This is a genomic window from Gulosibacter sediminis (assembly GCF_014904065.1).
GTDB classification, from domain to species: domain Bacteria; phylum Actinomycetota; class Actinomycetes; order Actinomycetales; family Microbacteriaceae; genus Gulosibacter; species Gulosibacter sediminis.
In genome coordinates this window covers 177,992-200,509 of record NZ_JACXJG010000009.1, presented here as the reverse complement: position 1 = coordinate 200,509, position 22,518 = coordinate 177,992, and the positions used below count along the sequence as shown (strand labels likewise).

The 22,518-nt window shown below is 69.4% G+C and carries 16 protein-coding genes and 6 pseudogenes; 21 read left to right on the top strand and 1 reads right to left on the bottom strand.

What is annotated here, in order from left to right; translation table 11 throughout:
* The first annotated feature begins 492 nt into the window (after window positions 1–492).
* The 10 genes and pseudogenes from ID132_RS05610 to ID132_RS05575 all read left to right on the top strand — a co-directional run bounded on the left by ID132_RS05610 (window position 493) and on the right by ID132_RS05575 (window position 9,239).
* Window positions 493–1,762, top strand: a pseudogene (locus tag ID132_RS05610) (aspartate aminotransferase family protein).
* An 8-nt stretch (window positions 1,763–1,770) separates the two neighbouring features.
* Window positions 1,771–3,270: pseudogene (locus tag ID132_RS13730) on the top strand (FAD-binding oxidoreductase); the annotation flags it as partial.
* 260 nt (window positions 3,271–3,530) lie between these two features.
* A pseudogene (locus tag ID132_RS13725) lies at window positions 3,531–3,659 on the top strand (hypothetical protein); the annotation flags it as partial.
* A gap of 84 nt (window positions 3,660–3,743) precedes the next feature.
* Window positions 3,744–4,571 (top strand): heterodisulfide reductase-related iron-sulfur binding cluster, encoded by an 828-nt coding sequence (locus ID132_RS13720; protein WP_235988341.1) that lies wholly within the window; start codon window positions 3,744–3,746, stop codon window positions 4,569–4,571.
* 67 nt (window positions 4,572–4,638) lie between these two features.
* Window positions 4,639–5,307 (top strand): GntR family transcriptional regulator, encoded by a 669-nt coding sequence (locus tag ID132_RS05600; protein ID WP_193128080.1) that lies wholly within the window; start codon window positions 4,639–4,641, stop codon window positions 5,305–5,307.
* Between the two features lie 101 nt (window positions 5,308–5,408).
* Window positions 5,409–6,140 (top strand): haloacid dehalogenase type II, encoded by a 732-nt coding sequence (locus ID132_RS05595; protein ID WP_193128079.1) that lies wholly within the window; start codon window positions 5,409–5,411, stop codon window positions 6,138–6,140.
* Between the two features lie 4 nt (window positions 6,141–6,144).
* Window positions 6,145–7,598: pseudogene (locus tag ID132_RS15190) on the top strand (NAD-dependent succinate-semialdehyde dehydrogenase).
* A 126-nt stretch (window positions 7,599–7,724) separates the two neighbouring features.
* Complete coding sequence (locus ID132_RS05585) at window positions 7,725–8,030, top strand: hypothetical protein (protein WP_193128078.1); 306 nt, start codon at window positions 7,725–7,727, stop codon at window positions 8,028–8,030.
* Window positions 8,031–8,070: 40 nt separating this feature from the next.
* Entirely contained in the window at window positions 8,071–8,922 is an 852-nt protein-coding gene (locus ID132_RS05580; protein WP_211198280.1) for an AzlC family ABC transporter permease, read from the top strand.
* Window positions 8,919–9,239 (top strand): branched-chain amino acid transporter permease, encoded by a 321-nt coding sequence (locus ID132_RS05575; RefSeq protein WP_125107487.1) that lies wholly within the window; start codon window positions 8,919–8,921, stop codon window positions 9,237–9,239. Before ID132_RS05580 ends, ID132_RS05575 begins: the two co-directional genes overlap by 4 nt.
* Window positions 9,240–9,263: 24 nt before the next feature.
* Here the strand turns inward: ID132_RS05575 and ID132_RS05570 are convergent, their stop codons facing one another.
* Window positions 9,264–10,589 (bottom strand): glutamyl-tRNA reductase, encoded by a 1,326-nt coding sequence (locus tag ID132_RS05570; RefSeq protein WP_193128076.1) that lies wholly within the window; start codon window positions 10,587–10,589, stop codon window positions 9,264–9,266.
* Between the two features lie 66 nt (window positions 10,590–10,655).
* On the opposite strand from ID132_RS05570, the gene hemE reads away from it, so the two are divergent.
* From hemE to ID132_RS05510, 11 genes and pseudogenes are all read left to right on the top strand, one after another.
* Complete coding sequence (hemE, locus tag ID132_RS05565) at window positions 10,656–11,789, top strand: uroporphyrinogen decarboxylase (protein WP_193128075.1); 1,134 nt, start codon at window positions 10,656–10,658, stop codon at window positions 11,787–11,789.
* Window positions 11,790–11,791: 2 nt separating this feature from the next.
* A complete protein-coding gene (locus ID132_RS14725) occupies window positions 11,792–12,022 on the top strand; it encodes an FAD-dependent oxidoreductase (RefSeq protein ID WP_193128074.1) in 231 nt (76 codons plus the stop codon).
* 1,077 nt (window positions 12,023–13,099) lie between these two features.
* Window positions 13,100–13,816: a hydrogen peroxide-dependent heme synthase gene (hemQ, locus tag ID132_RS05550; RefSeq protein ID WP_125107491.1), complete on the top strand. Its 717-nt coding sequence runs from the start codon at window positions 13,100–13,102 to the stop codon at window positions 13,814–13,816.
* Window positions 13,813–15,070: pseudogene (locus ID132_RS05545) on the top strand (ferrochelatase). Before hemQ ends, ID132_RS05545 begins: the two are co-directional and overlap by 4 nt.
* Window positions 15,067–16,022: pseudogene (gene hemC / locus ID132_RS05540) on the top strand (hydroxymethylbilane synthase). Before ID132_RS05545 ends, hemC begins: the two co-directional pseudogenes overlap by 4 nt.
* A 2-nt stretch (window positions 16,023–16,024) precedes the next feature.
* Window positions 16,025–16,789, top strand: a complete 765-nt coding sequence (locus tag ID132_RS05535) for a uroporphyrinogen-III synthase (protein ID WP_193128072.1) — start codon at window positions 16,025–16,027, stop codon at window positions 16,787–16,789.
* Window positions 16,786–17,766, top strand: coding sequence for a porphobilinogen synthase (gene hemB, locus ID132_RS05530; protein ID WP_193128071.1), 981 nt, complete (start codon window positions 16,786–16,788; stop codon window positions 17,764–17,766). The genes ID132_RS05535 and hemB overlap by 4 nt, the downstream gene beginning before the upstream one ends.
* A gap of 8 nt (window positions 17,767–17,774) precedes the next feature.
* On the top strand, window positions 17,775–19,145 hold the full coding sequence (hemL, locus tag ID132_RS05525) for a glutamate-1-semialdehyde 2,1-aminomutase (RefSeq protein ID WP_193128070.1): 1,371 nt from the start codon (window positions 17,775–17,777) through the stop codon (window positions 19,143–19,145).
* 428 nt (window positions 19,146–19,573) lie between these two features.
* Window positions 19,574–20,773 carry a phosphoglycerate dehydrogenase gene (serA, locus tag ID132_RS05520; RefSeq protein ID WP_125107497.1) on the top strand — a complete coding sequence of 400 codons (1,200 nt, stop codon included), beginning with the start codon at window positions 19,574–19,576 and terminating at the stop codon, window positions 20,771–20,773.
* Window positions 20,774–20,860: 87 nt separating this feature from the next.
* A complete protein-coding gene (locus ID132_RS05515) occupies window positions 20,861–22,027 on the top strand; it encodes a thermonuclease family protein (RefSeq protein ID WP_193128069.1) in 1,167 nt (388 codons plus the stop codon).
* A 74-nt stretch (window positions 22,028–22,101) separates the two neighbouring features.
* Complete coding sequence (locus tag ID132_RS05510) at window positions 22,102–22,392, top strand: hypothetical protein (protein WP_193128068.1); 291 nt, start codon at window positions 22,102–22,104, stop codon at window positions 22,390–22,392.
* The last annotated feature ends 126 nt before the right edge of the window (window positions 22,393–22,518 follow it).

Here is a 22,518-nt window from a genome sequence, read left to right as displayed (position 1 = left end):
CTGTCGCTGTCGCTGTCGCTGCCCTTGCTCGTGCCCTTGGTCCTGTCTCTACTTCCGTCCATCCTCTGTCTCTGTCTCGGTCTCTGTCTCTGTCTCTGTGCTGGCCCTGCCCTGCCCTGCCTAGATCAGGCCCGCCCTTGCCCCTGCCCTCCCTGGCTTGCCCCTGGCTCTGCTCATCCCTGCCCCTGGCCCTGANCCCTGGCCCTGCCCCTGCCCCTGCCGTCCCTGCCCTGCCACTGTCCCTGCTCATCCCAGGGCCTGCCCTACTCATCCCTTGTCCATTTCTTGCCGCTCGGCTGTCCCTGTCGCCACCTTGCGGCCTGCCCCAGGCGCCAAGCCCCGACTCCCCGCGTTCCTGGCGCGCGCCCGACTGTCCGACCGGCACCACCGCATCCAACCAATTGCCCGCAAAGTCTTACTGTTATACAGTTACTCAGAGTCCGATCGGATCCTCGATATGCGCAAGTACCGGGGCGACACAAAGGAGTAGGAATGGCTCAGATCAGCCCCATCGTGAAGCAGGCCACCCCCGTGGTCGTAGAGAAGGCCGAGGGCAACTGGATCGTCGGCACCGACGGCGTGCGCTACCTCGACTTCACTTCCGGTATCGGCGTGACCTCGACCGGCCACTGCCACCCGCGCGTCGTCGCGGCCGCCCGCGAGCAGGTCGGCAAAGTCATCCACGCGCAGGCCACGACCGTGATGCACAAGCCGCTGCTCGAGCTCACCGAGAAGCTCAGCGATTACCTGCCCGAGAACCTCGACTCCGTCTTCTACGCGAACTCCGGCGCCGAGGCCGTCGAGGGCGCGTTGCGCCTCGCCCGCCAGGCGACGAACCGCCCCAACATCATCGCCTTTCAGGGCGGCTTCCANGGCCGCACCTCGGGCGCCTCGAGCATCACGACCGCGGGCACGAAGTTCCGCAGCAGCACCGTGCCGCTGATGGGCGGCGTCGTGATCGCGCCGTTCCCCTACGCCTACCGTCTCGGCATGAGCGAGGCGGATGCGGTGCGCTTCGCCCTGCGCGAGCTCGACTACATCTTCGCCACCGTCACGAACCCGAATGAGGTTGCGGGCTTCATCATCGAACCAGTGCTCGGCGACGGCGGATACCTGCCGGTGCCGCTCGAGTTCCTGCGCGGCATCGAGCAGCGCGCCCGCGAGCACGGCATCGTGCTCATCGTCGACGAGATTCAGTCGGGCGTCGGCCGCACCGGCGCCTTCTGGGCGCACACGCGCTCGGGCGTCTCGCCCGACATCCTGATCACCGCGAAGGGCATCGCCTCGGGCTTCCCGATCTCGGCCATTGCCGCGAGCAAGGAGCTCATGGCGAAGGGCCTGCCCGGCTCGCAGGGTGGCACCTACGGCGGCAANCGCCGTCGCGGCCGCCGCGGCCATCGAGACGCTCGACGTCATCGACGACGAGCAGCTCGTGCACAACTCGGCCGAGCGCGGTGAGCAGCTGCAGGCCGGCCTCAAGCGGCTGCAGGAGCAATTCCCGGTCATCGGCGACGTGCGCGGGCTCGGCCTCATGCAGGCGATCGAGTTCACGACGCCCGAGGGCGAGGCCGACGCCACCACCGCCGCGGCCGTCCAGCAGGGCGCCGTCGCCGAAGAGCTCCTGCTGCTGCCGTGCGGGCCACTCGGTAATGTGATCCGCATCGTCCCGGCGCTCACGGTGAGCGCCGAGGAGGTCGACCTCGCGCTCGAGCGCCTTGAGCGCACCCTCGCGAAGGTCGTCACGCCCGCCTACGCGAACTAGGACCAACCATGCCCGTCATCGAGGAGCGCGCGACCTGCGCCGCCGAACTGCAGCGCCGGCTCGAGGCCGCAGGAATCGAAGTCGACGCATCCGAGCATCGTCGCCAGGCCTATTCCTACGACGCCTCGAACTACCGCGTGCGCCCAACCCTCGTCGCGTTCCCTCGAACCATCGACGAGCTGCGCGAGCTGCTGCAGGCGGCGGCCGAAACCTGGCACCCCGTCACCACGCGCGGCGGGGGCACCTCGATGGCGGGCAACGCCGTGGGCGAGGGCATCGTCGTCGACTTCTCGCGGCGCATGACCGCGGTCGACGAGATCGACTTCGACTCGAACACCGTCTGGGTCGACGCCGGGGTCATCCTCGGCGAGCTGCGCGCGCAGGTGGAGCGCGCATCCGCCGGCAAGCTCACGTTCGCGCCCGACCCCTCGTCGCTCACGCGGGCCACGATCGGCGGCGCGATCGGCAACGACGCCTGCGGCAACCACTCGGTCGAGTACGGCCGCATGTCGCACCACGTCGTCGAGGTCGAGCTGCTCACCGCCGACGGCGCCCACCTGCTCGCCTCGGAGGGCGGCGTGCGCAGCGCCAACCCGACGCACCGCCACTCGATCGCCCGTGCCGTCGAGCTCAACGAAGCGCTGACCGCCCTCGCCAGCTCGAACCTCGCGGCCCTCCGCCTCGAGCTGCAGACCATCCCGCGCCAGGTCTCGGGCTATCACCTCGGCAACCTGCTGCCTGAGCACGGCTTCAACATCGCCCGCGCGCTCGCGGGCAGCGAGGGCACCTGCGCGATCATCCTGCGGGCCCGGGTCTCGCTCGTACCGAAGCCCGGCCCGACGGCGCTGCTCTGCGTCGGCTACGCAAACACCGTCGACTCGGCGCGCGACGTCATGATGATGCTCGAGCACAAGCCGAGCGCGATCGAGGGCCTAAACCGCGCGATCGTCGACATCATGCGCCACCGCCGCGGCGAAGCCAGCGTGAGTTCGCTGCCGGAGGGCGACGCCTACGTCATGATCGAGTTCTCGGCCGACACCATCGAGGCCGCGGCCGCGAAATGCACCGCGCTGCTCGAGCGTCTGCGCGAGCGTGGCCTCGTGCACGACCATGTCATCGCCACCGAGCCGGCCGAGCGAGCGAAGCTCTGGCGCGTGCGTGAAGACGGCGCCGGGCTCTCGTCGAAGCGCCTCGACGACGTGCAGACCTGGCCGGGCTGGGAAGACTCGGCTGTCGCACCCGAGAACCTCGCCGACTACCTCGCCGAACTCCTCCCCGTCATCGATGAGCACGGTTACACGGCCTCGATGTATGGCCACTTCGGCGCGGGCTGTGTGCACATGCGCCTCGACTTTGAGCTGCGCACCGAGGCCGGTCGCGCGAACTTCGACTCGTTCATGCGCCGCGCGGCCGAGATCGTCGTGCGCCACGGCGGCTCGCTCTCGGGCGAGCACGGCGACGGCCGGGCCCGCAGCGCGCTGCTCGACGTCATGTATTCGCCCGAGATTATGCGGCTCTTCGCCGAGTTCAAGCGGGCGTGGGACCCAACGAACCTGCTCAACCCGGGCATCATCGTCGACCCGGTGCCCTACACCGACGCCCTCGTGCTCGACGGCCTGCCCGACCCGACGCTGCTGCCGATTCCGCGCATCCGCACCGCCGGTGAGCCGGATACGCGCGAGGGCCATGCGCACGAGCTCGGCACGTTCGTCGGCAACGCCCACGCCTGCATCGGCGTTGGCCGGTGCCGCTCGACCACCNCGGCTTCATGTGCCCGAGCTACCGGGCCACGAAGGACGAAAAGGACTCGACCCGCGGCCGCGCCCGCGTGCTGCAGGAACTCGCGCGCGGGCAGGGCAGCAGCGCCGGCGGATGGGCGAAGCCGGAGGTGCGCGAGGCGCTCGACCTCTGCCTATCGTGCAAGGCATGCTCGACCGACTGCCCGACCGGCGTCGACATGGCCGAGGCCAAGTCGGAGCTCATGCAGGACCACTACCGCGGCAAGCTGCGGCCGTTCACGCACTATTCGATCGGCTGGCTGCCGCGCTGGCTGCCGCTCATCACGCGCGTGAGCGCGCTCGCGAACGTCGGTGCGAAACTGAAGCCGCTGCGCTGGCTCGGCGAGCGGCTCGGCATCAGCGCGCGTCGCCGGCTGCCCGCCTTTGCACGGCACCGCGACCTCACGCGTCGGGTCGCCGAGGCGCAGTTCAGCGACAACGCCGACGTGCTCGTGTTTGCCGACAGCTTCACGAAGGCGTTCCGGCCCGAGGTGATTCCGGCCGCCGCGCGCGTGCTGCGCTCGACCGGTGCCGAGGTCGGCTGCACCGCCGACGCCTGCTGCGGCCTCACCTGGGTGTCGACCGGCCAGCGCGATGGGGCGACGCGACGCCTCGCGAACCTCGTCGATAAGCTCGACGACGGCACCGAGCGCGACATCGTCGTGCTTGAGCCGAGCTGCGCGGCGACGATCCGCGACGAGGCGCCGAAGCTCGTCGGCGGGGATGCGGCCGAGCGGGTCGCGCGCCGGGTGCTCGGCAAGTGGGGCGTCGCCGACGTGTCGGAGTCGTCGTCGTGCTGTGGCGTCGCCGGCAACTTCGGCTTCGAGGCCGAACACTTCGACGTGTCGATGCGGGTCGCCGAGCATTCGATCATCCCCGCGCTCGAGCGGGGCGGCGAGGGCGCGCTCGTGCTCACCGACGGTTTCAGCTGCACGATGCAGGTGTCGCAGATCGACCCCGAGCGCGAGACCGAGCACCTCGCCATCGCGATGGACCCCGAGGGGCCCGCCCGGCGCATCCTGCCTGAGTGACAGGAATACCGCCTTACAGTCACGCATTATTCACTAGGGTCGACTACTGAGCCCCGAGGAGTCAGCTATGCCCACGCACCAATTTCTCGAGACGGTGTCGGTCGCCGATGCCGCGACGAAACGCCTGCGCGACAGCCTGTTCGCCGGCGAGTTCAAGGCCGGCGAGGAGATTAAGGACACCCAGGTCGCGGCCGCCTACGGCATCGCGCGGCCGACAGCGCGCGTGGTGGTGCAGCAGCTCATCAACGAGGGGATGCTCGTGCGGCCCCCCGGGTACAGCGCCCGCGTGCGCTCGTTCGACCCCGACGAGGTCGCGGACATCTATCGGGTGCGCCGCCTGATCGAGCTCGACGCCGTGCGCGAGATCAAGGTGAACCGGCCGTCGCTCGACCGCGTCGCCCGCGCCCTCGAGGGGTTCGCGGGTCTGCAGGGGAGCGAGGACGACTGGTCGCGCATCGCGGAGGCCGACGTCGCGTTCCACGCGGCGGTCGTCGACACCGCGGGTTCGCATCGCCTGCAGTCGTACTTCGCGGCGATCACGAGCGAGATTCGCCTGCTCATCGCGTTCTTGAAAGAGCAGTACACCGGCGGCGACGCCCTCTACGCCGAGCACGAGGAGCTCTACCGCAGCCTCGGCGACGACACCCCGCTCGATGAGGTCGAGCGCGACTGGCTCGCGCACCTCTCGTCGGCTGAGCACTTCCTGGCGCAGCACCTGTCGCCGAGCGACGACTGAGCCTTCGAAGGTTGAGTTGCGCGGATCCTTCCATGCACTGAAAAACTGTTATACAGTAATGCAGGGGCGGAGGTGCCGCCCACGTTACGACAGGAGTGATCATGGTCGATCTGACTTCCTTCTCCGCCTTGAGCTTCGACGTGTACGGCACGCTCATCGACTGGGAGGCCGGCATCGCGACGGTGCTCAAGCAGTGGGCCGAGGCACACGGCTCCGACCTCGACGACGAGGCGCTGCTGTTGGCCTACGCCGAGAACGAGGCGGCCGTCGAGCGCGAATGCCCGTCGCTCGCCTACGCGGAGGTGCTGCAGGCCGCGTTCCGTCGCACCGCATCCGATCTCGGCCTGCCCGTCACCGACGAAGAGGCGCAGGTGCTCGGCCGCTCGGTGCCCGAATGGCCCGCGTTCGACGACACGCACGAGGCGCTCACGCGACTCAAGCAGCACTACCAGCTCATCATCCTCTCGAACGTGCACCAGCAGGGCGTCGAAGGCTCGATCAAGCGCATGGACGTCGAGTTCGACCAGGTGAACACCGCCGAGAAGATCGGCTCGTACAAGCCGAACCCCCGCAACTTCAAGGTGCTCATCGAGAATCTCGGCGAGCTCGGTCTCGAAAAGTCGCAGCTGCTCCACGTCGCTCAGTCGCTGTTCCACGACCACGTGCCCGGCAAGAACGCCGGCCTCGACACGATCTGGATCAACCGCCGCCACGACCGTCCGGGTTGGGGCGCGACCCCGGACCCCAAGGTCGGCGTGACGCCCGACGGCGAGTACAAGTCGCTCGCCGATTTCGCCGACGCGGTTGACGCCGCCTTCGCAGCAAAGGACTAAGCACATGGCAACGCTCAAGCTCGACAACGTGCCCACCCAGCTGTNTCGGCGGCGAGTGGGTCGACGCCTCCACCGACTCGCTCATCGACGTCACCAACCCGGCCACCGGCGAGGTCATCGCCCGGGTGGCCGACGCGAGCCCCGAGGACGGGCGCCGCGCGGCCGAGGCGGCGAACGCGGCGCAGGAGGCGTTCGCGGCGATGACCGCGCAGCAGCGCTCGCAGATTCTGTTCAAGGCCCACGCCCTGCTGCTCGAGAACAAGGACGAGCTCGCGGCGATCATGACCGCCGAGATGGGCAAGCCCTTCGCTGAGGCCAAGGGCGAGATCGACTACTCGGCCGGCTACCTGCAGTGGTACGCGCAGGAGGGCCTGCGCGTGCAGGGCTCGCACGGGCAGTCGCCGAGCGGGCGCGGCCAGATTGTGCTCAGCCGCGAGCCCGTCGGGGTCTCGCTGCTGATCACGCCGTGGAACTTCCCCCTGGCCATGGGCGCCCGCAAGATCGCGCCGGCCATCGCCACCGGCTGCGCGGTCATCGTGAAGCCGGCCGAGAAGACGCCGCTCACCATGCTGTTCCTGGCGCGGCTGTTCGAGCTGGCGGGGTTGCCCGCCGGCGCGCTCAACGTCGTGACGACATCGACCTCGGGCAAGCTCACCGAGCCGATTCTCGCGGATGGCCTGGTGCGCCACCTCTCGTTCACGGGCTCGACGAAGGTCGGCAGCCTGCTCCACAACCAATGCTCGGCGCACATGATTCGCACNCTCGCTCGAGCTCGGCGGCAACGCGCCGTTCATCGTGTTCGAGGATGCCGACCTCGACAAGGCCGTCGTCGAGGTGACCGCGGCGAAGATGCGCAACATGGGCGAGGCCTGCACGGCCGCCAACCGCATCCTCGTGCACGAGAGCGTGGCCGAGGAGTTCGGCCAGCGCCTCACCGAGCGGTTCGCGCAGTTCACCGTCGGTAACGGTCTCGAGGACGGCGTTGACGTCGGCCCGATGATCGACCAGGCGAGCAGCGACCGCCTGCAGGGCCTCGTCGACAACGCGGTCGCCGGCGGCGCGCGCGTGCTCATCGGCGGCGAGCTGCCCGAGGGCCCGGGGTCGTTCTACCCGCCGACCGTGCTCGCCGACGTGCCGCGCGATGCCGAGCTCACCTGCACCGAGTTGTTCGGGCCGGTCGCGCCGATCATCACGTTCACCGACGAGGACGACGCCATCGCGATCGCGAACGACACCGAGTACGGCCTCGCCGGCTACCTCATGACGAACGACCTCGCCCGCGCGATGCGCGTCTCGCGCAAGCTCGAGATCGGCATGGTCGGCATCAACTCGGGCATCATCTCGGACGTCGCCGCGCCCCTCGGCGGCGTCAAGGCCTCGGGACTCGGACGCGAGGGCGGCATCCTCGGCATCGACGAGTTCCTCGAGTACAAGTACACGTTCATCCCGAACGAGTAGCCGCCCTGCCGTGCTCCGCGGATGCGCGGGGCACGGCGCGCGGTCATTCGAAGGTCGTAGGCAGACCAGCCCAGGGGGCGGTGCGGCAGCCCGGGCTGGCTGCCTAGGCTGCTGAGCGTGGATGCCATGGACTCGCAACGCCCCGACACCGCCGAACGTGAACGCTGGATCGACCGGTGGCCCTGGCTCCACCGCCTGATGTGGATGGTGATCTCGCTCGGCCTCGGCATCTTCTGGGGCCGGATGTACGTCGGTAATCACCGACTCATCTATCACGAGTCCGACATCGCGGCGGGTTGGGCAGACCACGAGCGAATCCAACGACACGGTGAGTGGCTCGAAGACGCGGCTGGCCGGTTTAGTGGCGAAGCCATGCCCTTCCTGCTCGTGCTTCCCAGCGTCATCGTGATGCGCAACTTCAGCGACTACTAAACCGACAGCCCTGGCGTCGCGTCGCGGCGAGAGTCGGGGTGTGACGGGCGCGGTCCGCGCGGCCGGGCCGGTCGGGCAGAATGGGTGGATGCGCGCATCCGAGGACTTTCGAGCTGGGCTGCGTGACGCACTCCCGGTCGCCCTCGGCTACGTTCCGCTCGGCATTTCATACGGCATGTTCGCCCACTCGGTCGGCCTGCCGTGGTGGCTCGCGACGATCACGGCGCTCGTCATCTACGCGGGCTCGATGGAGTTCGTCGCGGCCGGGATGCTCGTGGGCGGCGCGCCGCTCGCCACGGCCGCCACGACGGCGCTGTTCGTCAACTCGCGCCACCTCGTCTACGGCCTCAGCGTGCCGCTCGAGCGGGTGCGTAACCCGCTGCTGCGCGCCTACGCGATCCACGCGCTCACCGACGAGATGTACGCGGTCTGCATCTCGTTGCCGCGCGAAGCGCTCACGGGCCCGCGGCTGGTGGCGATTGCCGCATCCACCCAGTTTTACTGGGTGCTCGGCACGACTGTCGGAGCCGTGTTCGCGACGCTCGTGCCGTTCGACCTCTCGTTCATGGGCTTCGCCATCGTCGCGCTGTTCGTGATTCTCGCGATCAACGCGGCGAAGGCGTCGGGGGAGTGGGCGCTGCTCGGCGTCGGCCTCGCGCTCGCGGTCGTCGCGGCGTTCGTGGCGCCCGAGGCGATGATGTTCGTCGGCCTCATCGCCTACTGCGTCGTGGCGGTCGGCGTCGTGATCGTGCGCCGCCGGCGGGGCATCCACGCGACGACGCAGCCGAACCGCACGATGCCCGGCACGACGATCCCGGCGCACACCCGCGAGATCCCGATCGTCGGCGACGACGCCCCAGGCAATGCCCAGGGCGAGGAGGACGACCGATGAACCCGTGGCACACCGCGGCCCTGCTCGCCGTCATCTGGGCCGTCACCTTCGCCCTGCGCGCCGCGCCGTTCGCGGCGTCTCGCTGGCTGCGCGAGAACGACTTCGTGCGCGACCTCGGCCTGCTGCTGCCCGTTGGCGTCATGGCCGTGCTCGTCGTCGGCATGCTGCAAGACACCCCGTGGGAAGGCTGGGGCTGGGTGCCGTCGATCGCCGGCGTCGCGGTCACCGCGGCGCTGCACCTCTGGCGCGACAGCGTGCTGCTCAGCCTCGTCGGCGGCATCGCCGCGTACGGCGTGCTGCTGCTCGTCGTGCCCTAGCGGCCCGCCGGCAACGGCCGCGGGCTACTGCTCGTCGAACCCGGCGGGGCAGCCGCCGCGCTCGTCGCCGGTTGCCGGCACGCGGTCGGGCAGCTGCGCAATCACCGAGATCGCGCCGGTTGCAGGCGCCGCGGGCGCATCGATGTCAAACAGCACGCGCATGGCGTCGACGGCCTCGTCGCTGCGGCGTTCGCGGGCGAGCTCCTTGATGCGCACGGTCGGCTCGTGGAGCAGCGAGTTGCCGAGCTTGCGCATCGCGATGGCGGTCGTCTCGTCGACGCCGAGGCGCGAGATCTCATGCTCGACGCGGCCCTGAATGGTCTCGCGGAACGAGGCGATGAGGGCGGATGCGCGCTGCACCCGGCGCTCGTCCTCAAAGTCGCGCGCGGCGCGGGCCACGATGCAGCGGGCGAGGTCGGTCGTGTCGAGGTCGTCGAGGGGCGCGTGCAGGCGGATCGTCTCGAGGTCGAGCACATCGACTCCCTGCAGCTTGCCGACGAGCGGGTCGACGTTGCGCGGCATGCCCATGTCGATGATGAGTTGGCGCTGCGAGTGCCCGGCGGCGAGGCGCGTGTTGCGCACGAAGCCGTGCTCGAGCACGTACTTGTCGGAGGTCGAGCAGGTGATGATCACGTCGGCGCTCGAGACCTCTTCGGCAAACTCGCCGCTCGTCACCTCGGTGACGTCGTAGCGCTCGCCGAGCGTGTGCTGGCGGCCCGAGGGTGAGTAGACGCCGACGGTGCCGGCGCCGCGGGCCTCGAGGGCCTTGAGCGAAGCGCCTGCGTAGGCGCCGGTGCCGATGAGCAGGATGCGCGCGGTGGCCCAGTCGCGCACCTGCGAGCCGGCGAGGTCGAGCGCGAGGCTCACGAGCGAACGGCCCGTGCCGGCGAGGTCGGTGTTCGCCTTGACGCCCTTCGACGTCTCGGCGGCGATGCGGAACACGCCCTCGAGGGCGCCCGTCGTCAGCTGCTGCTGGCGTGCACGCTGCAGTGAGCGGCGCACCTGGCCAGAGATTTCACCCTCGCCGACGGCGACGGACTCGAGGCCTGACGACACCGAGAAGAGGTATTCGGGCACGTGCGTGTCGCCGAGCACGCGCATGTGGGCGCGCAGCTGGTCTTCGTTGACGCCCGAGAGCGTCGCGAGGCGCGCGAACATCGCGTCGATCGCGCCTGCGGAGGCGACGTCGAGGTAGAGCTCGACCCGGTTGCAGGTCGAGAGCACGACGGCGCCGTTGAGACCGGGCACCTCACGGGTGCTGTCCTCGACGGCCTGCACGGGAACTTGCGAGAGCCGTTCAAGCAACGCAAAGCCCGCGCTGCGGTGACTCGCAGAAAGGCAAACAAGCATGATGCTCTCATCATAGCTTCGGGCACGAAAGTTCGGGAGCGGCGCCGAGATGCCAGACTTGGAGCCATGGTTACGCAGTTGCCCGCATCCCATCCCCTTGTCGACGGCCGCACCGGGGGTTCCCCGCTTGTCCGCGCCTCCCGGGGGCTGCGCTCGCAGACGCTCCCTGTCTGGTTCATGCGCCAGGCCGGCCGTTCGCTGCCCGAATACCTCGAGCTGCGCAAGGGCGTCGACATGCTCGACAGCTGCGTTCGCCCCGAACTCGCGAGCGAGATCACGCTGCAGCCGGTGCGCCGCCACGGCGTCGATGCCGCCGTCTTCTTCAGCGACATCGTCGTGCCGCTCAAGCTCGTCGGCATCGATGTCGACATCGTGCCGGGCCGGGGGCCCGTGTTTGCCGAGCCGGTGCGCGACGCGGATGCGGTGGCCCGCTTCGTCGCGAAGGTGCGCGACGCGCTTGCCGATGACGACGCGAAGGCGCAGCTGTTTGCGCCGATCCGCGACGCCGTCGAATTGACCATCGCCGAGCTGGGCTCGACCCCGCTCATCGGCTTCGCGGGCGCGCCGTTTACGCTCGCGGCCTACCTCGTCGAGGGCGCCCCCTCGAAGGATCACCTGCGCGCCCGCGCCCTCATGCGCGGCGAGCCCGAGCTGTGGAGCGAGCTCGCCGGCGCGATCGCCGAACTCTCGTCGGCGTTCCTCGAGACGCAGATTCTCGCGGGCGCCTCGGTCGTGCAGCTGTTCGACTCGTGGGCCGGCTCGCTCTCGCGCGAGCTGTACGGCCAGGCCGTCGCTCCCTCGAGCGCCGTGCCGCTCGGCCGCGCCGCGCAGTTCGTGACGCCCGAGGGCGAACGCGTGCGCAGCATCCACTTCGGCGTCGGCACCTCGCACCTGCTCACCGACATGCACGCGGCTGGCGGCGATGTGCAGGGCATCGATGACCGCACGCGCCTCGACGAGGCGATCGAGCGCCTCGGCGGTGACGTGCCGGTGCAGGGCAACATCGACCCGGCGACCCTGTTCGCCGGTGCCGAGGTGCTGCACGCGCACGCCCGCGACGTCGTCGCGCAGGGCGCCGCGGCGCCCGGCCACATCGTGAACCTCGGCCACGGCGTGCCGCCCGAGACCGACGCGACCGTGCTCACCGAGCTCGTCGAGTTTATCCACACCCTGCCGGGCGACGGCCGACTCGAGGCCTAGCCGTGCGCGTCGCCATCGTCGGCGCCGGCGTCGCGGGGCTCGTCGCCGCGCGCCGGCTCGCGCAGTTCGGCCATGAGGTGCTGGTGCTCGAGGCCGCGGATGCGCCGGGCGGCATGATTCGGCCTGCCAACCTCGGCAACCTGCAGATTGACATCGGTGCCGAGGCCTTCGCGGTGCGCGGCGGCGCGGTCNGAGCTCGTCGACGAGCTCGGCCTCACCGGCGAGCTCGTTGAGCCCCGTGCGCTTGGCTCGTGGGGATACCAGGACGGCGAGGCCTACGCGCAGCCGAAAGGCGGCCTCCTCGGCCTCCCGCCCGGCCCGGAGGCTGCGGGCCTCGAGGCCGCGGTCGGGCCGGAGGGCGTCGCGGCCGTCGCCCACGAAGCACTGCTTGACCCGCGTATCGGCGCCGACGCGGCCAACCTCGCCGACCTCGTGCGCGCCCGCTATGGTGAGCGCATCCTGCACCGCCTCGTCGCGCCCGTGACCCGCGGCGTCTACTCGCTCGACCCCGAACTCGTGCGTGTCGACGCACTGCTGCCGGGCGTGCTCGAGCAGCTGCGCGAGCACGGCTCGCTCGGCGCCGTCGTGCGCGACCGTCGCGCGGCGGCCTCGCCCGGTGCCCTCGTGCGCTCGGTGCGCGGCGGCATGCACCGCCTCGTGGCGGCCCTCGTCGCCGACTGCGAGCGCCTCGGCGTCGCGTTCGAATACGGCACCCGGCTGCGGCGGCTCGACGAACTGCCCGAGCACGACGCGGCCGTCATCACGGTGCCACCGAGCGACGGCTTTCCCTACCTTGGCGACGTGCGCGCGGGCCGGTCTGTGCAGAGCGAGGTCGTCGCGCTGCTGCTCGACGCTCCGGTGCTCGACGCGCATCCGCGTGGCACGGGCCTACTCGTCGCCCCGAGCGCGAGCGGCACCGACCCCGTGCGCGCGAAAGCGCTCACCCACGTCACCGCGAAGTGGCCGTGGCTCGACGAGGCCACCGGCCCCGGCCGGCACGTCGTGCGGCTGTCGTACGCCAACCCCGACGATGCGAGCCTGCAGCGGGCGCTCGCTGACGCATCCGCCCTGCTCGGCAGCCCGCTCGCGGCCGAGCAGCTCGTCGATCATGCGCGGCAGCTCTGGCACATGCCCCCGCCGCCGGCCCGCATTGGCGCCGCGAATGCCCGCGCCAAGCTGCAGGATGCGGTGGCCGATCTGCCCCCGAATATCCGCTGCATCGGCACCTGGATCGCGGGCACCGGCCTCGCGAGTGTCGTCCCCGACGCGAACCGGGTCGTGCAGCAACTACAGAACGTAGACTAGGGAGCATGCCAACTCCACAGGATGGGGCCCACGGCCCGCTGACGCAGTACGCGAACTATTCGGTCTTTCGTCGTCCCGCTGGTACCTCGGCTCCGGGTGATCTCGCCGGCGCGGTGAGCCAGCTCGAAGCGGCAGTACAGCGCTCGGCCGACGCCGAGGTGACGCTCCGCGGCTTCTACGACATCTCGGGTTTCCGCTATGACGGCGACGTGCTCGTCTGGCTGCATGGCGAAGACCCCGAAGCACTCCAGGCCGCCGTGCGCCGCATCCGCGCGACGCCGCTGTTTGCCGACCTCGAACTCACCTGGCAGGTGACCGGTGTGCACCGCGCCGCCGAGTTCAACGAGCGCCACGCGCCCGCCTACATGCTCGGCAAGGAGCCGGCGAAGTGGATCACAATCTATCCGTTCGTGCGCTCGCACGAGTGGTACCTCCTGCCCGACGAGGAGCGCAGCGTGATGCTGCGCGACCACGGCATCCGCGGCGCGGCGTTCAAGAACGTGCTCGCGAACACCATCGCCTCGTTTGCGATCAGCGACTACGAGTGGATGCTCTCGTTCGAGGCTGACGAGCTGACCGACCTCGTCGACATGATGCGCGACCTGCGCTACACCGAGGCGCGCCGCCACGTGCGCGAAGAAGTGCCGTTCTACGCCGGCCGCCGCGTGCCCGCGAGCGAACTGCCGCTCGTGCTTCGCTTCGAGAGCGAGGCTGGCGCATGACCGCAGAGAACATCGGCCGCACGCTCGGCAAGGCTGCCCCGGCGAAGGATGCGCCGCTCGCGCCCGGCGCGGTCGTGTCGGCCGCGACCCCCGCGGCCTGCGGCGGCGCCCCCTGGGTCGAGACGCCGACCGAGTACGACGGCATCCTGCTCGCCTCCTTCGGCGGGCCGGAGTCGCAGGACGACGTCATTCCGTTCCTCCGCAACGTCACCTCGGGCCGGGGAATCCCGGACGAGCGCCTCGAAGAGGTCGCCGTGCACTACCGCCACCACGGTGGCGTGAGCCCGATCAACGAACAGAACCGCCAGCTCAAGGTGGCGCTCGAGGCCGAGATCGCGCGACGCGGGCTGAACCTGCCGGTGTTCTGGGGCAACCGCAACTGGGAGCCCTACGTCACCGACGCGTTCGCCGAGGCCCGCGAGGCCGGCGCATCCAAGCTCATCNGCGCTCGCGACGAGCGCGTACTCGTCGTACTCCTCGTGTCGCCAGTACCGCGAAGACTTCGCGGATGCGCTCGAGGCGACCGGCCTGCAGGGTGAGCTCGAGATCGACAAGGTCGGCCAGTTCTTCGACCACCCCGGCTTCGTGCAGCCGTTCGACGACGGCGTGCTCGAGGCGATCGATTCGCTGCGTGCCGAGCACCCCGAGCTCGCGCTCGCCGATGTCGAGGTGCTCTTCACGACGCACTCGGTGCCGACGAGCGACGCGAACAAGTCGGGCCCCGACACCCGCAGCTTCGGTGAGGGCGGCGCCTACGCGGCGCAGCATCTCGCAGTTGCCGAGGTCGTCGTCGCCGATGTGGTGCAGGCGCTCGCCGAGCGCGGCGAGGACGGCGTCGAGCTCAACTGGCAACTCGTCTACCAGTCGCGCTCGGGCCCAGCGAGCCAGCCGTGGCTCGAGCCCGACATCAACGACGTCATCGAGGGCCTGCCCGAGCGGGGTCGCAAGGCCGTCATCGTCGTGCCGCTCGGCTTCGTCAGCGACCACATGGAGGTGCTCTGGGACCTCGACAACGAGGCGAAGGAGTCGGCCGAGGAGGCCGAGCTCGCCTTCCGTCGCACCCCGACCCCCGGCGTTCACCCCGCCTACGTTTCGGGCCTGATCGACCTCGTCGAAGAGCGCATCAAAGGCACGCCGAAGGCCGAGCGGCCCCGTCGCACCGACCTCGGCCCCTGGTACGACGTGTGCCGTGCGGGCTGCTGCGAGAACGAGCGCCTCGGCTTCCGCCCGGCCGTCGCTGGTCTGCAGCCGTGACCCCGCTGCGCATCGGCACGCGGGGTTCGAAGCTCGCGGTGGCGCAGACGACGCAGACCGCCGAGCGCCTCGCCGAGCTCTCGGGCCGCGAGGTCGAGATCGTTACGGTGACCACCCACGGTGACGTCAACCGCGCCTCGCTCCGGGTGCTTGGCGGCCGCGGCGTGTTCGCGACCGAGCTGCGTGAGGCCCTGCGCGACGGCGACGTCGACATCGCCGTGCACTCGCTCAAAGACCTCCCGACCGCGCCGGCGCCCGGCCTCGTGCTCGCCGCGCATCCGAGCCGTGAGGACGCCCGAGACGCGCTCGTCGCCCGCGACGGCCTGACNTCGCGCAGCTGCCCGAGGGCGCGAAGGTCGGCACCGGCTCGCCGCGGCGCGTGGCGCAGCTGCGCCGGGTGCGCCCCGACCTCGACATCCGCGACATTCGCGGCAACATCGACACCCGCATCGGCTTCGTCACCTCGGGCGAGCTCGACGCCGTCGTGCTCGCCGCGGCCGGCCTCTCACGTTACGAGCGCACGGGGCAGATCACCGAGCGCTTCGACCTCGTCGACTTCCCGAACGCTCCCGGCCAGGGCGCGCTCGCGGTCGAGGTGCGCGAGGGATTCGACCTCGACGGGCTCGTCGAACTCGATGACCCCGCCACGCGACTTGCGGTCGAGGCCGAGCGGGCCGTGCTCGCGGGCCTCGACGCCGGCTGCCAGGCGCCCGTTGGCGTACACGGCGAGTTCGTCGGCGGCGAGCTACAGTTGCACGCCGCCGTCTACGACGACCGCGACCCGCACCAGGTCGCCGCGATCACCGCATCCGGCGGCGTCCCCGCGGCCCGCACGAAGCTGCCCCTCGGCCCCGCCGCGAGCCGCGGCGTCGCGAGCGGCGCCGGCCTCGAGCTCGCGCAGCGCCTCGTGCAGCGCCTGTTCGACCACGGGGTCGGTGACCTGACGCTGTGAGCTTGGCCGGCACCGGCATCCTGATTCCCGGCGCGGGTGATCTCGCGCACCGCTGCGCCGCGCTCGTGCGCGAGCGCGGCGGCGAGGCGTTCGTGTCGCAGGTGCTCGAGTTTCGAGCGCCCGAGGGCGACGAGCTCGAGCGGCTGCAGGATGCGCTGGCCGGGCTGCGGGGCGCCGCCTACGACTGGCTCGTGGTCACCTCGCCGCGCGCGGTCGGCGTGGTGCGCGCCGCCGACGCCTTCCCTCTCGCTGCGGGCACGCGCGTCGCGTCGGTCGGCCGCGCCACCGCGCTCGCCCTGGGCGACGCCGACGTCGGCTGCGACTTTGTGCCCACGGACGAGTCGGCCGCGGGCCTCGTCGCCGAATGGCCCGAGACCGGGCCCGGCCGCGTGCTGCTGCCGAACTCGAATCGCGCGCATCCGACCGTGTTCGAGGGCCTCACCGCCCGCGGCTACGCGGTCGACGTCGTGACCGCTTACGTCACGGCGACCCGGCCGCTCGCACCCAAGGCGGCCGACGCGCTCGCGGCGGGTCGTGTGCACGCCGTGCTCGTCACCAGCGCCTCGGTCGGCATCGCCATCGCCGACGAGCTGCGCGCCCACCCCGCCACCCGCATTGTCTCGATCGGCCCACAAACCACCGCCGACCTGCGCGCCCACGGCCTCACCGTCGCCGCGGAATCGCAGCAACCCACGGCAGAATCACTCCTCGACGCCACCGCCCGCGCGCTCGGCGCCGATCCCACTACCTCACAGGAGTTCGCATGACGTTCCCCATCTCTCGCCCCCGCCGCCTGCGCCAGAGCGCGGCCGTTCGCCGCCAGGTGCGCGAGACGCACATCCACCCGAACGAGCTCATCCTGCCAGTGTTCGTGCGCGAGGGCATCGACGAACCGCAGGCGATCAGCTCGCTGCCAGGCCTGTTCCAGCACAGCCTCGACTCGGTGCGCGGCGTCGTGAACGAGGCGGCCGAGGCGGGCGTCGGCGGCATCATGCTCTTCGGCGTGCCCGCTGAGCGCGACGCGACCGGTTCGGGCGCGATCGACCCCGAGGGCATCCTCAACCGCGCGATCACCGTCGTGGCCGAGGAAGCCGGCGACGCGATCACGGTGCAGGCCGACCTCTGCCTCGACGAATTCACTGATCACGGCCACTGCGGCGTGCTCGATGAGCGCGGCCGCGTCGATAACGACGCCACCCTTGAGCTCTACAACCTGATGGCGGTCGCGCAGGCCGAGGCCGGCGCGCAGATCATCGGCATGTCGGGCATGATGGACGGCCAGATCGGCGAGGCGCGCGAGGCGCTCGACGTCGCTGGCCACGACGACGCGATTCTGCTGGCCTACTCGGCGAAGTACGCGTCGGCGCTGTTCGGGCCGTTCCGCGAGGCCGTCGACTCGCAGCTGCAGGGCGACCGCAAGACCTACCAGCAAGATCCGGCGAACCGCCGCGAAGGCCTGCGCGAGACGCTGCTCGACATCGAGGAGGGCGCCGACATCGTCATGGTGAAGCCCGCCACGATGTATCTTGATGTGCTTGCGGATGTTGCGGCGGAGTCGATCGTGCCCGTGTGGGCCTACCAGGTCTCGGGCGAGTACGCGATGATCGAGGCGGCCGCCGCGAACGGCTGGATTGATCGCGATCGCATGATCGACGAAGCCCTGCTGTCGATCAAGCGCGCCGGCGCCGACAGCATCCTCACCTACTACGCGACCGACTACGCGCGCCGAATCCGCACGGCTTAAGGAGCACAATGACCACGACTGAGCCGACCACGAACCAAGACTGGTTCGACCGCGCCCGCAGCTTCACGCCGGGCGGCGTTAACTCGCCCGTGCGCGCCTTCGGGTCGGTTGGCGGCGTGCCCCCGTTTACGGCGTCGGCGCAGGGCGCCTGGCTCACCGACGTCGAGGGCAACCGCCGCGTCGATCTCATCTGCGGCTGGGGCCCGATGCTGCTCGGCCACTCACACCCGGATGTCGTGGCGGCAGTGACCGAGACGGCCTCGCGGATGATGTGCCCGGGTGGCCCCGCGACCGGCGAGGTCGAGCTCGCCGAGGAGATCATCCACCGCATCCCCGCCATCGACGAGGTGCGCCTCGTGTCGACCGGCACCGAGGCGACGATGACCGCGATTCGTCTCGCGCGCGGCGCGACCGGCCGCGACCTCGTGATCAAGTTCGCTGGGTGCTACCACGGCCACTCGGATGGGCTGCTCGCGGCCGCAGGTTCGGGTCTCGCAACGCTCGCGCTGCCCGGTTCGGCCGGCGTTCCCGAGGCAATCGCCTCGCAGACGATCGTCGTGCCGTACAACGACATCGAGGCTGTGCGCGCTGCGTTCGTCGAGCACGAGGGCCGGGTCGCCGCGGTGATCACCGAGGCTTCGCCCGCGAACATGGGCGTCGTGCCGCCGCTGCCCGGCTTCAACCGCTCGCTCGCCGAGCTCTGCCATGAGCAGGGCGCGCTGCTCATCTGCGACGAGGTGCTCACCGGTTTCCGCACCGGCCCCGCTGGCTGGTGGGGCCGCGAGCAGCAGGACTCGGAGACGAGCGGCTGGACCCCTGACATCTTCACGTTCGGCAAGGTCATCGGCGGCGGCATGCCCGTCGCGGCGCTCGGCGCCTCGCACGAGCTCATGGCGCACCTCGCGCCGACCGGTCCGGTGTACCAGGCTGGCACGCTCTCGGGCAACCCGGTCGCCGTCGCCGCGGGCATTGCGACGCTGCGCCTCGCCGACCCCGCCGTATACGAGAAGATCGACCTCGCCGCGGGCCGGGTCATCGACCTCGTGCACACCGAGCTGAACCGCGTCGGCCTGCCGCACGCCGTCGGCCGCGTGCGCAACCTGTTCTCGTTCAAGTTCGGCGACGGCGCGGCCCTCGGCTGGAGTGGCACCGACGAGTTCGGCAACCCCGCGCCGCTCAATGAGGACGAGGTGAAGCGCCAGGAGTCGTGGCGCTACCCGGCGTTCTTCCACGCGATGCTCGACGGCGGCGTGAGCCTGCCCCCGAGCATCTTCGAGGCTTGGTTCCTGTCGGCCGCGCACGACGACGAGGCGATCGACGCGATCGCGGCGGCGCTGCCGAAGGCTGCTGAGGCCGCAGCGGCGGCGACGGCAGTCTAGGTTTTCCGGCCAAGTACGAAGTCGCGCATGGGGATGCGCGAGGGAGGGCAGGGTGCGCGCGCCCGCCCTCGTGGCGGGGTCTTCAACAGCCGGATCAGCGACATTTGCGTCGAGTTCGCGAGCCGCAGCGAAGTGTTGACCGGACATGACGCCGGGGATCCCCGACGTTCGCGACGAACTCGACTATGAGGAGTGGCTCAATGCTGCCGACTCCATCGACGTGAGCATTGCTATCGAGGCGATCAAGCAGCACTACGTCATGGACACGAGTGAGGTGTGGTTCGCGTTGGAGACGGCACGCTCGTCGAGTTCTCGTTCGAGATGACTCTCAGCGCGAACAACGAGCATCGTGGCGACGCGACGCAGCACGTGACCCTCGTGGTCGACTGAGCCACCGCATCCGCCTCGGGATCGCTAGAATTGACCGAGTGAAAGCGCTGCTCCTCGAAAACATCCACGTCGACGCCGTCAAGCTGCTCGAATCCGAAGGGATCGAGGTGGAAACCCGCAAGGGCGCACTCGACGAGTCGGAGCTGATCGAGGCGGTGCAGGACGTCGAACTGCTCGGCATCCGCTCGAAGACCCACGTGACGCGACGCGTGCTCGAGAGTGCGCCGAAGCTGCTTTCGGTGGGTGCCTTCTCGATCGGCGTCAACCAGATCGACCTGGAGGCCGCCGCCGATGCCTCGGTCGCCGCCTTCAACGCGCCGTACTCGAACACCCGCTCGGTCGTTGAGCTCGCGATCGGCGAGATCATCAACCTCGCTCGCCACCTCGGTGACCACACCCGCAACATGCACAACGGGCTGTGGGACAAGACGGCGAAGGGCTCGCACGAGGTGCGCGGTCGCACGCTCGGCATCATCGGCTACGGCAACATCGGCTCGCAGCTCTCGGTGCTCGCGGAGTCGCTCGGCATGCGCGTCTATTTCTACGACGCCGTCGATCGCCTCGCGCTCGGCAATGCGGTGCGCTGCAACTCGCTCGAGGAGCTGCTCAACACTGTCGAGACGGTTTCGGTGCACGTCGACGGTCGCGTCGAGAACACGAACATGTTCAACGCCGAGACCTTCGCGATGATGCGCCCCCGCACCATCTTCCTCAACCTCTCGCGCGGTCACGTCGTCGACCTCGAGGCGCTGCGCGACAACCTGCTCTCGGGCCACATCGCCGGCGCCGGCCTCGACGTCTATCCCGTCGAGCCGAAGAAGGCGGGCGATCCCTTCGAGTCGGTGCTCCAGAACATCCCGAATGTGCTGCTCACCCCGCACATCGGTGGCTCGACCGCCGAGGCGCAGCAGGACATCGGCCGCTTCGTCGCCGGCAAGTTCCGCGACTACGTGCGCGGTGGCTCGACCTACATGTCGGTGAACCTGCCCGAGATCTCGCTCGAGCCGCTCACGCATGGCTCGCGCCTGTTGCACCTGCACCAGAACGTGCCGGGCGTCATGTCGTCGGTCAACTCGGTGCTCGGCAACCACGGTGTCAACATCGACCGCCAGCAGCTCGCCACCCGCGGCCAGCAGGGCTACGTCGTCACCGACGCCTCGGGCGATGTGCCGCAGTCGGCTCTCGACGAGATCCGCGACCTCGAGGCGACGACGCGCCTCACCGTGCTCACGGCGTAGCTCCTAACTGAAGTAGTCCCTGGTTGGTCGGCGCGCCAACCAGGGTCGCTCATCGCGCCGATCTGGTTCCAAGAAAGGGTGCGGGCAATGGGCGCGGCGCATTCAGCAGGTACTGCGACGGTCGGCAAGGTTGTTGCTTGGTCAATTGCGGCAGTTGTCGGAACGGTCGTCGTCGGGGCCGCGCTACAAGGTATCACTGGCGGTGGAAGTGGCGGCGACCTGGACTCCGCGCGGGTCGTTCGCGTAGTCGATGGCGACACTATCGACGTCACGCGCGACGGCGAAGAGGTGCGTGTACGTCTGTTGAACATCGATACTCCTGAGACCAAGGACCCAGACTTGCCGGTTCAATGCCTTGGACCTGAGGCGACTGACTTCCTCGAAGACCTGCTTCCCCGTGGCACCAGAATCGAACTCGCTTATGACGAGGTCGTCCTTGACCCCTACGACCGAACGCTTGCAGCCGTTTTTCTCGACGGTGAACTGGTAAACGCGCAGATCGCAGCAGAGGGCCTCGGCCTACCTGTCCTGTTTGAGCCGAATGATCGGTTCTACAACGAAGTACTTGATGCCTCGGAATCTGCAGAAAGGGCCCAAATCGGTCTCTTCTCGAGCAACATTGACTGCACCATCGCAAGCCAGGTCGATGCTGCAATTGCTGCTGCAGACATCGACCTGTCGGCCGTTGAAGGCGGTGAAGTTGACACCATATTCGCGGCCGCCACGGCCCTGAAAGAGCTCGAACATCTTGCGAGCAAGCTGTCACCAGAGCACGTTGGTGACCTCTTGAACACGACGTTCGCAGCAGCATCCGCAAGCGACTACCTGTCAACAAAACGCAACGATCTTGAGGATTCATCGGAGAGCCTAACGGGTGCGCTCTTCGACGCGGCGCGATCGCGAGATGACGCAAACGATGATCTGCTGGTCGAGCAATGGTCGGTCGTTGAAGAGGTTCCTCCTGTCGAAACCGAAGACGTGACGGACACCGACTCGGCGGATGTTGAAACTGTCACTCCGGAGGAGAACTATGGTTCCGGCACCGAAGTTGAGCCCGCGCCCGAGCAGGAGTGGGTGGAACCACCGGTAGAAGAATCGGCCCCCGAGCCCGTCTCGCCGCCCAGCGACTCCTCGGATTCCGGTGGCTCGACCTGCGTGCCCTATGGCCCCGAGATCCCGTACTCCAACGATGGCGGCTACACGGGCAAGTGCTACGGCATGCCTGGAGGCGAAACGTTCCGAATGTGTGACTAGATCGTCGCCTCGTTTAGCGGCGAGGTCCGGGACAACGGCGTAGCGTCGGCGCCAAGTTAGTCCGGAGGTGCGCGATGTCGGGCTCACGGGAGCCGGAGTACGACCCGAATCTGAAGTGGTACGAGCGTGGTGGGTACACCACCATGGCCGCCATGGGACTGGTGCTCGGCCTCATCTGCGCGCTCGCACTGCTCGCCGGGTGGCTGTTCTCGCAGCTTGAACTGGCGCGCCTATTCGTGCCCTATCCGGCGACGATCGGCCTCATCTTCAGCATCCTCGGCGTGCTCGGGCCGTGGAAACTTGCGGCGGTGTCGGGCGGACTTCTCTGTCTCGACTCCGTCGCCGTGGCGATGTTGCTGGGCTAACGAGCGCGAGCGGAACGGCCGTGGGTCGTACCGCTCGCGCTTGCAGGCGAAGGAGGCTAGTAGATGGCCTCGTCGACGCAGGCGGTAGAGACCTCGGTCACGACGTCCTCGAACTCGGCGCGCTCG

Excerpts from the sequence above, each read along its gene's own strand:
- ID132_RS13720 (WP_235988341.1), top strand. The coding sequence starts at position 3,744 with ATGCAGGACCACTACCGCGGCAAGCTGCGGCCGTTCACGCACTATTCG.
- ID132_RS05600 (WP_193128080.1), top strand. The coding sequence starts at position 4,639 with ATGCCCACGCACCAATTTCTCGAGACGGTGTCGGTCGCCGATGCCGCG.
- ID132_RS05595 (WP_193128079.1), top strand. The coding sequence starts at position 5,409 with ATGGTCGATCTGACTTCCTTCTCCGCCTTGAGCTTCGACGTGTACGGC.
- ID132_RS05585 (WP_193128078.1), top strand. The coding sequence starts at position 7,725 with ATGGACTCGCAACGCCCCGACACCGCCGAACGTGAACGCTGGATCGAC.
- ID132_RS05575 (WP_125107487.1), top strand. The coding sequence starts at position 8,919 with ATGAACCCGTGGCACACCGCGGCCCTGCTCGCCGTCATCTGGGCCGTC.
- ID132_RS05570 (WP_193128076.1), bottom strand. The coding sequence starts at position 10,589 with ATGCTTGTTTGCCTTTCTGCGAGTCACCGCAGCGCGGGCTTTGCGTTG.
- hemE (WP_193128075.1), top strand. The coding sequence starts at position 10,656 with ATGGTTACGCAGTTGCCCGCATCCCATCCCCTTGTCGACGGCCGCACC.
- hemQ (WP_125107491.1), top strand. The coding sequence starts at position 13,100 with ATGCCAACTCCACAGGATGGGGCCCACGGCCCGCTGACGCAGTACGCG.
- hemB (WP_193128071.1), top strand. The coding sequence starts at position 16,786 with ATGACGTTCCCCATCTCTCGCCCCCGCCGCCTGCGCCAGAGCGCGGCC.
- hemL (WP_193128070.1), top strand. The coding sequence starts at position 17,775 with ATGACCACGACTGAGCCGACCACGAACCAAGACTGGTTCGACCGCGCC.
- ID132_RS05515 (WP_193128069.1), top strand. The coding sequence starts at position 20,861 with ATGGGCGCGGCGCATTCAGCAGGTACTGCGACGGTCGGCAAGGTTGTT.
- ID132_RS05510 (WP_193128068.1), top strand. The coding sequence starts at position 22,102 with ATGTCGGGCTCACGGGAGCCGGAGTACGACCCGAATCTGAAGTGGTAC.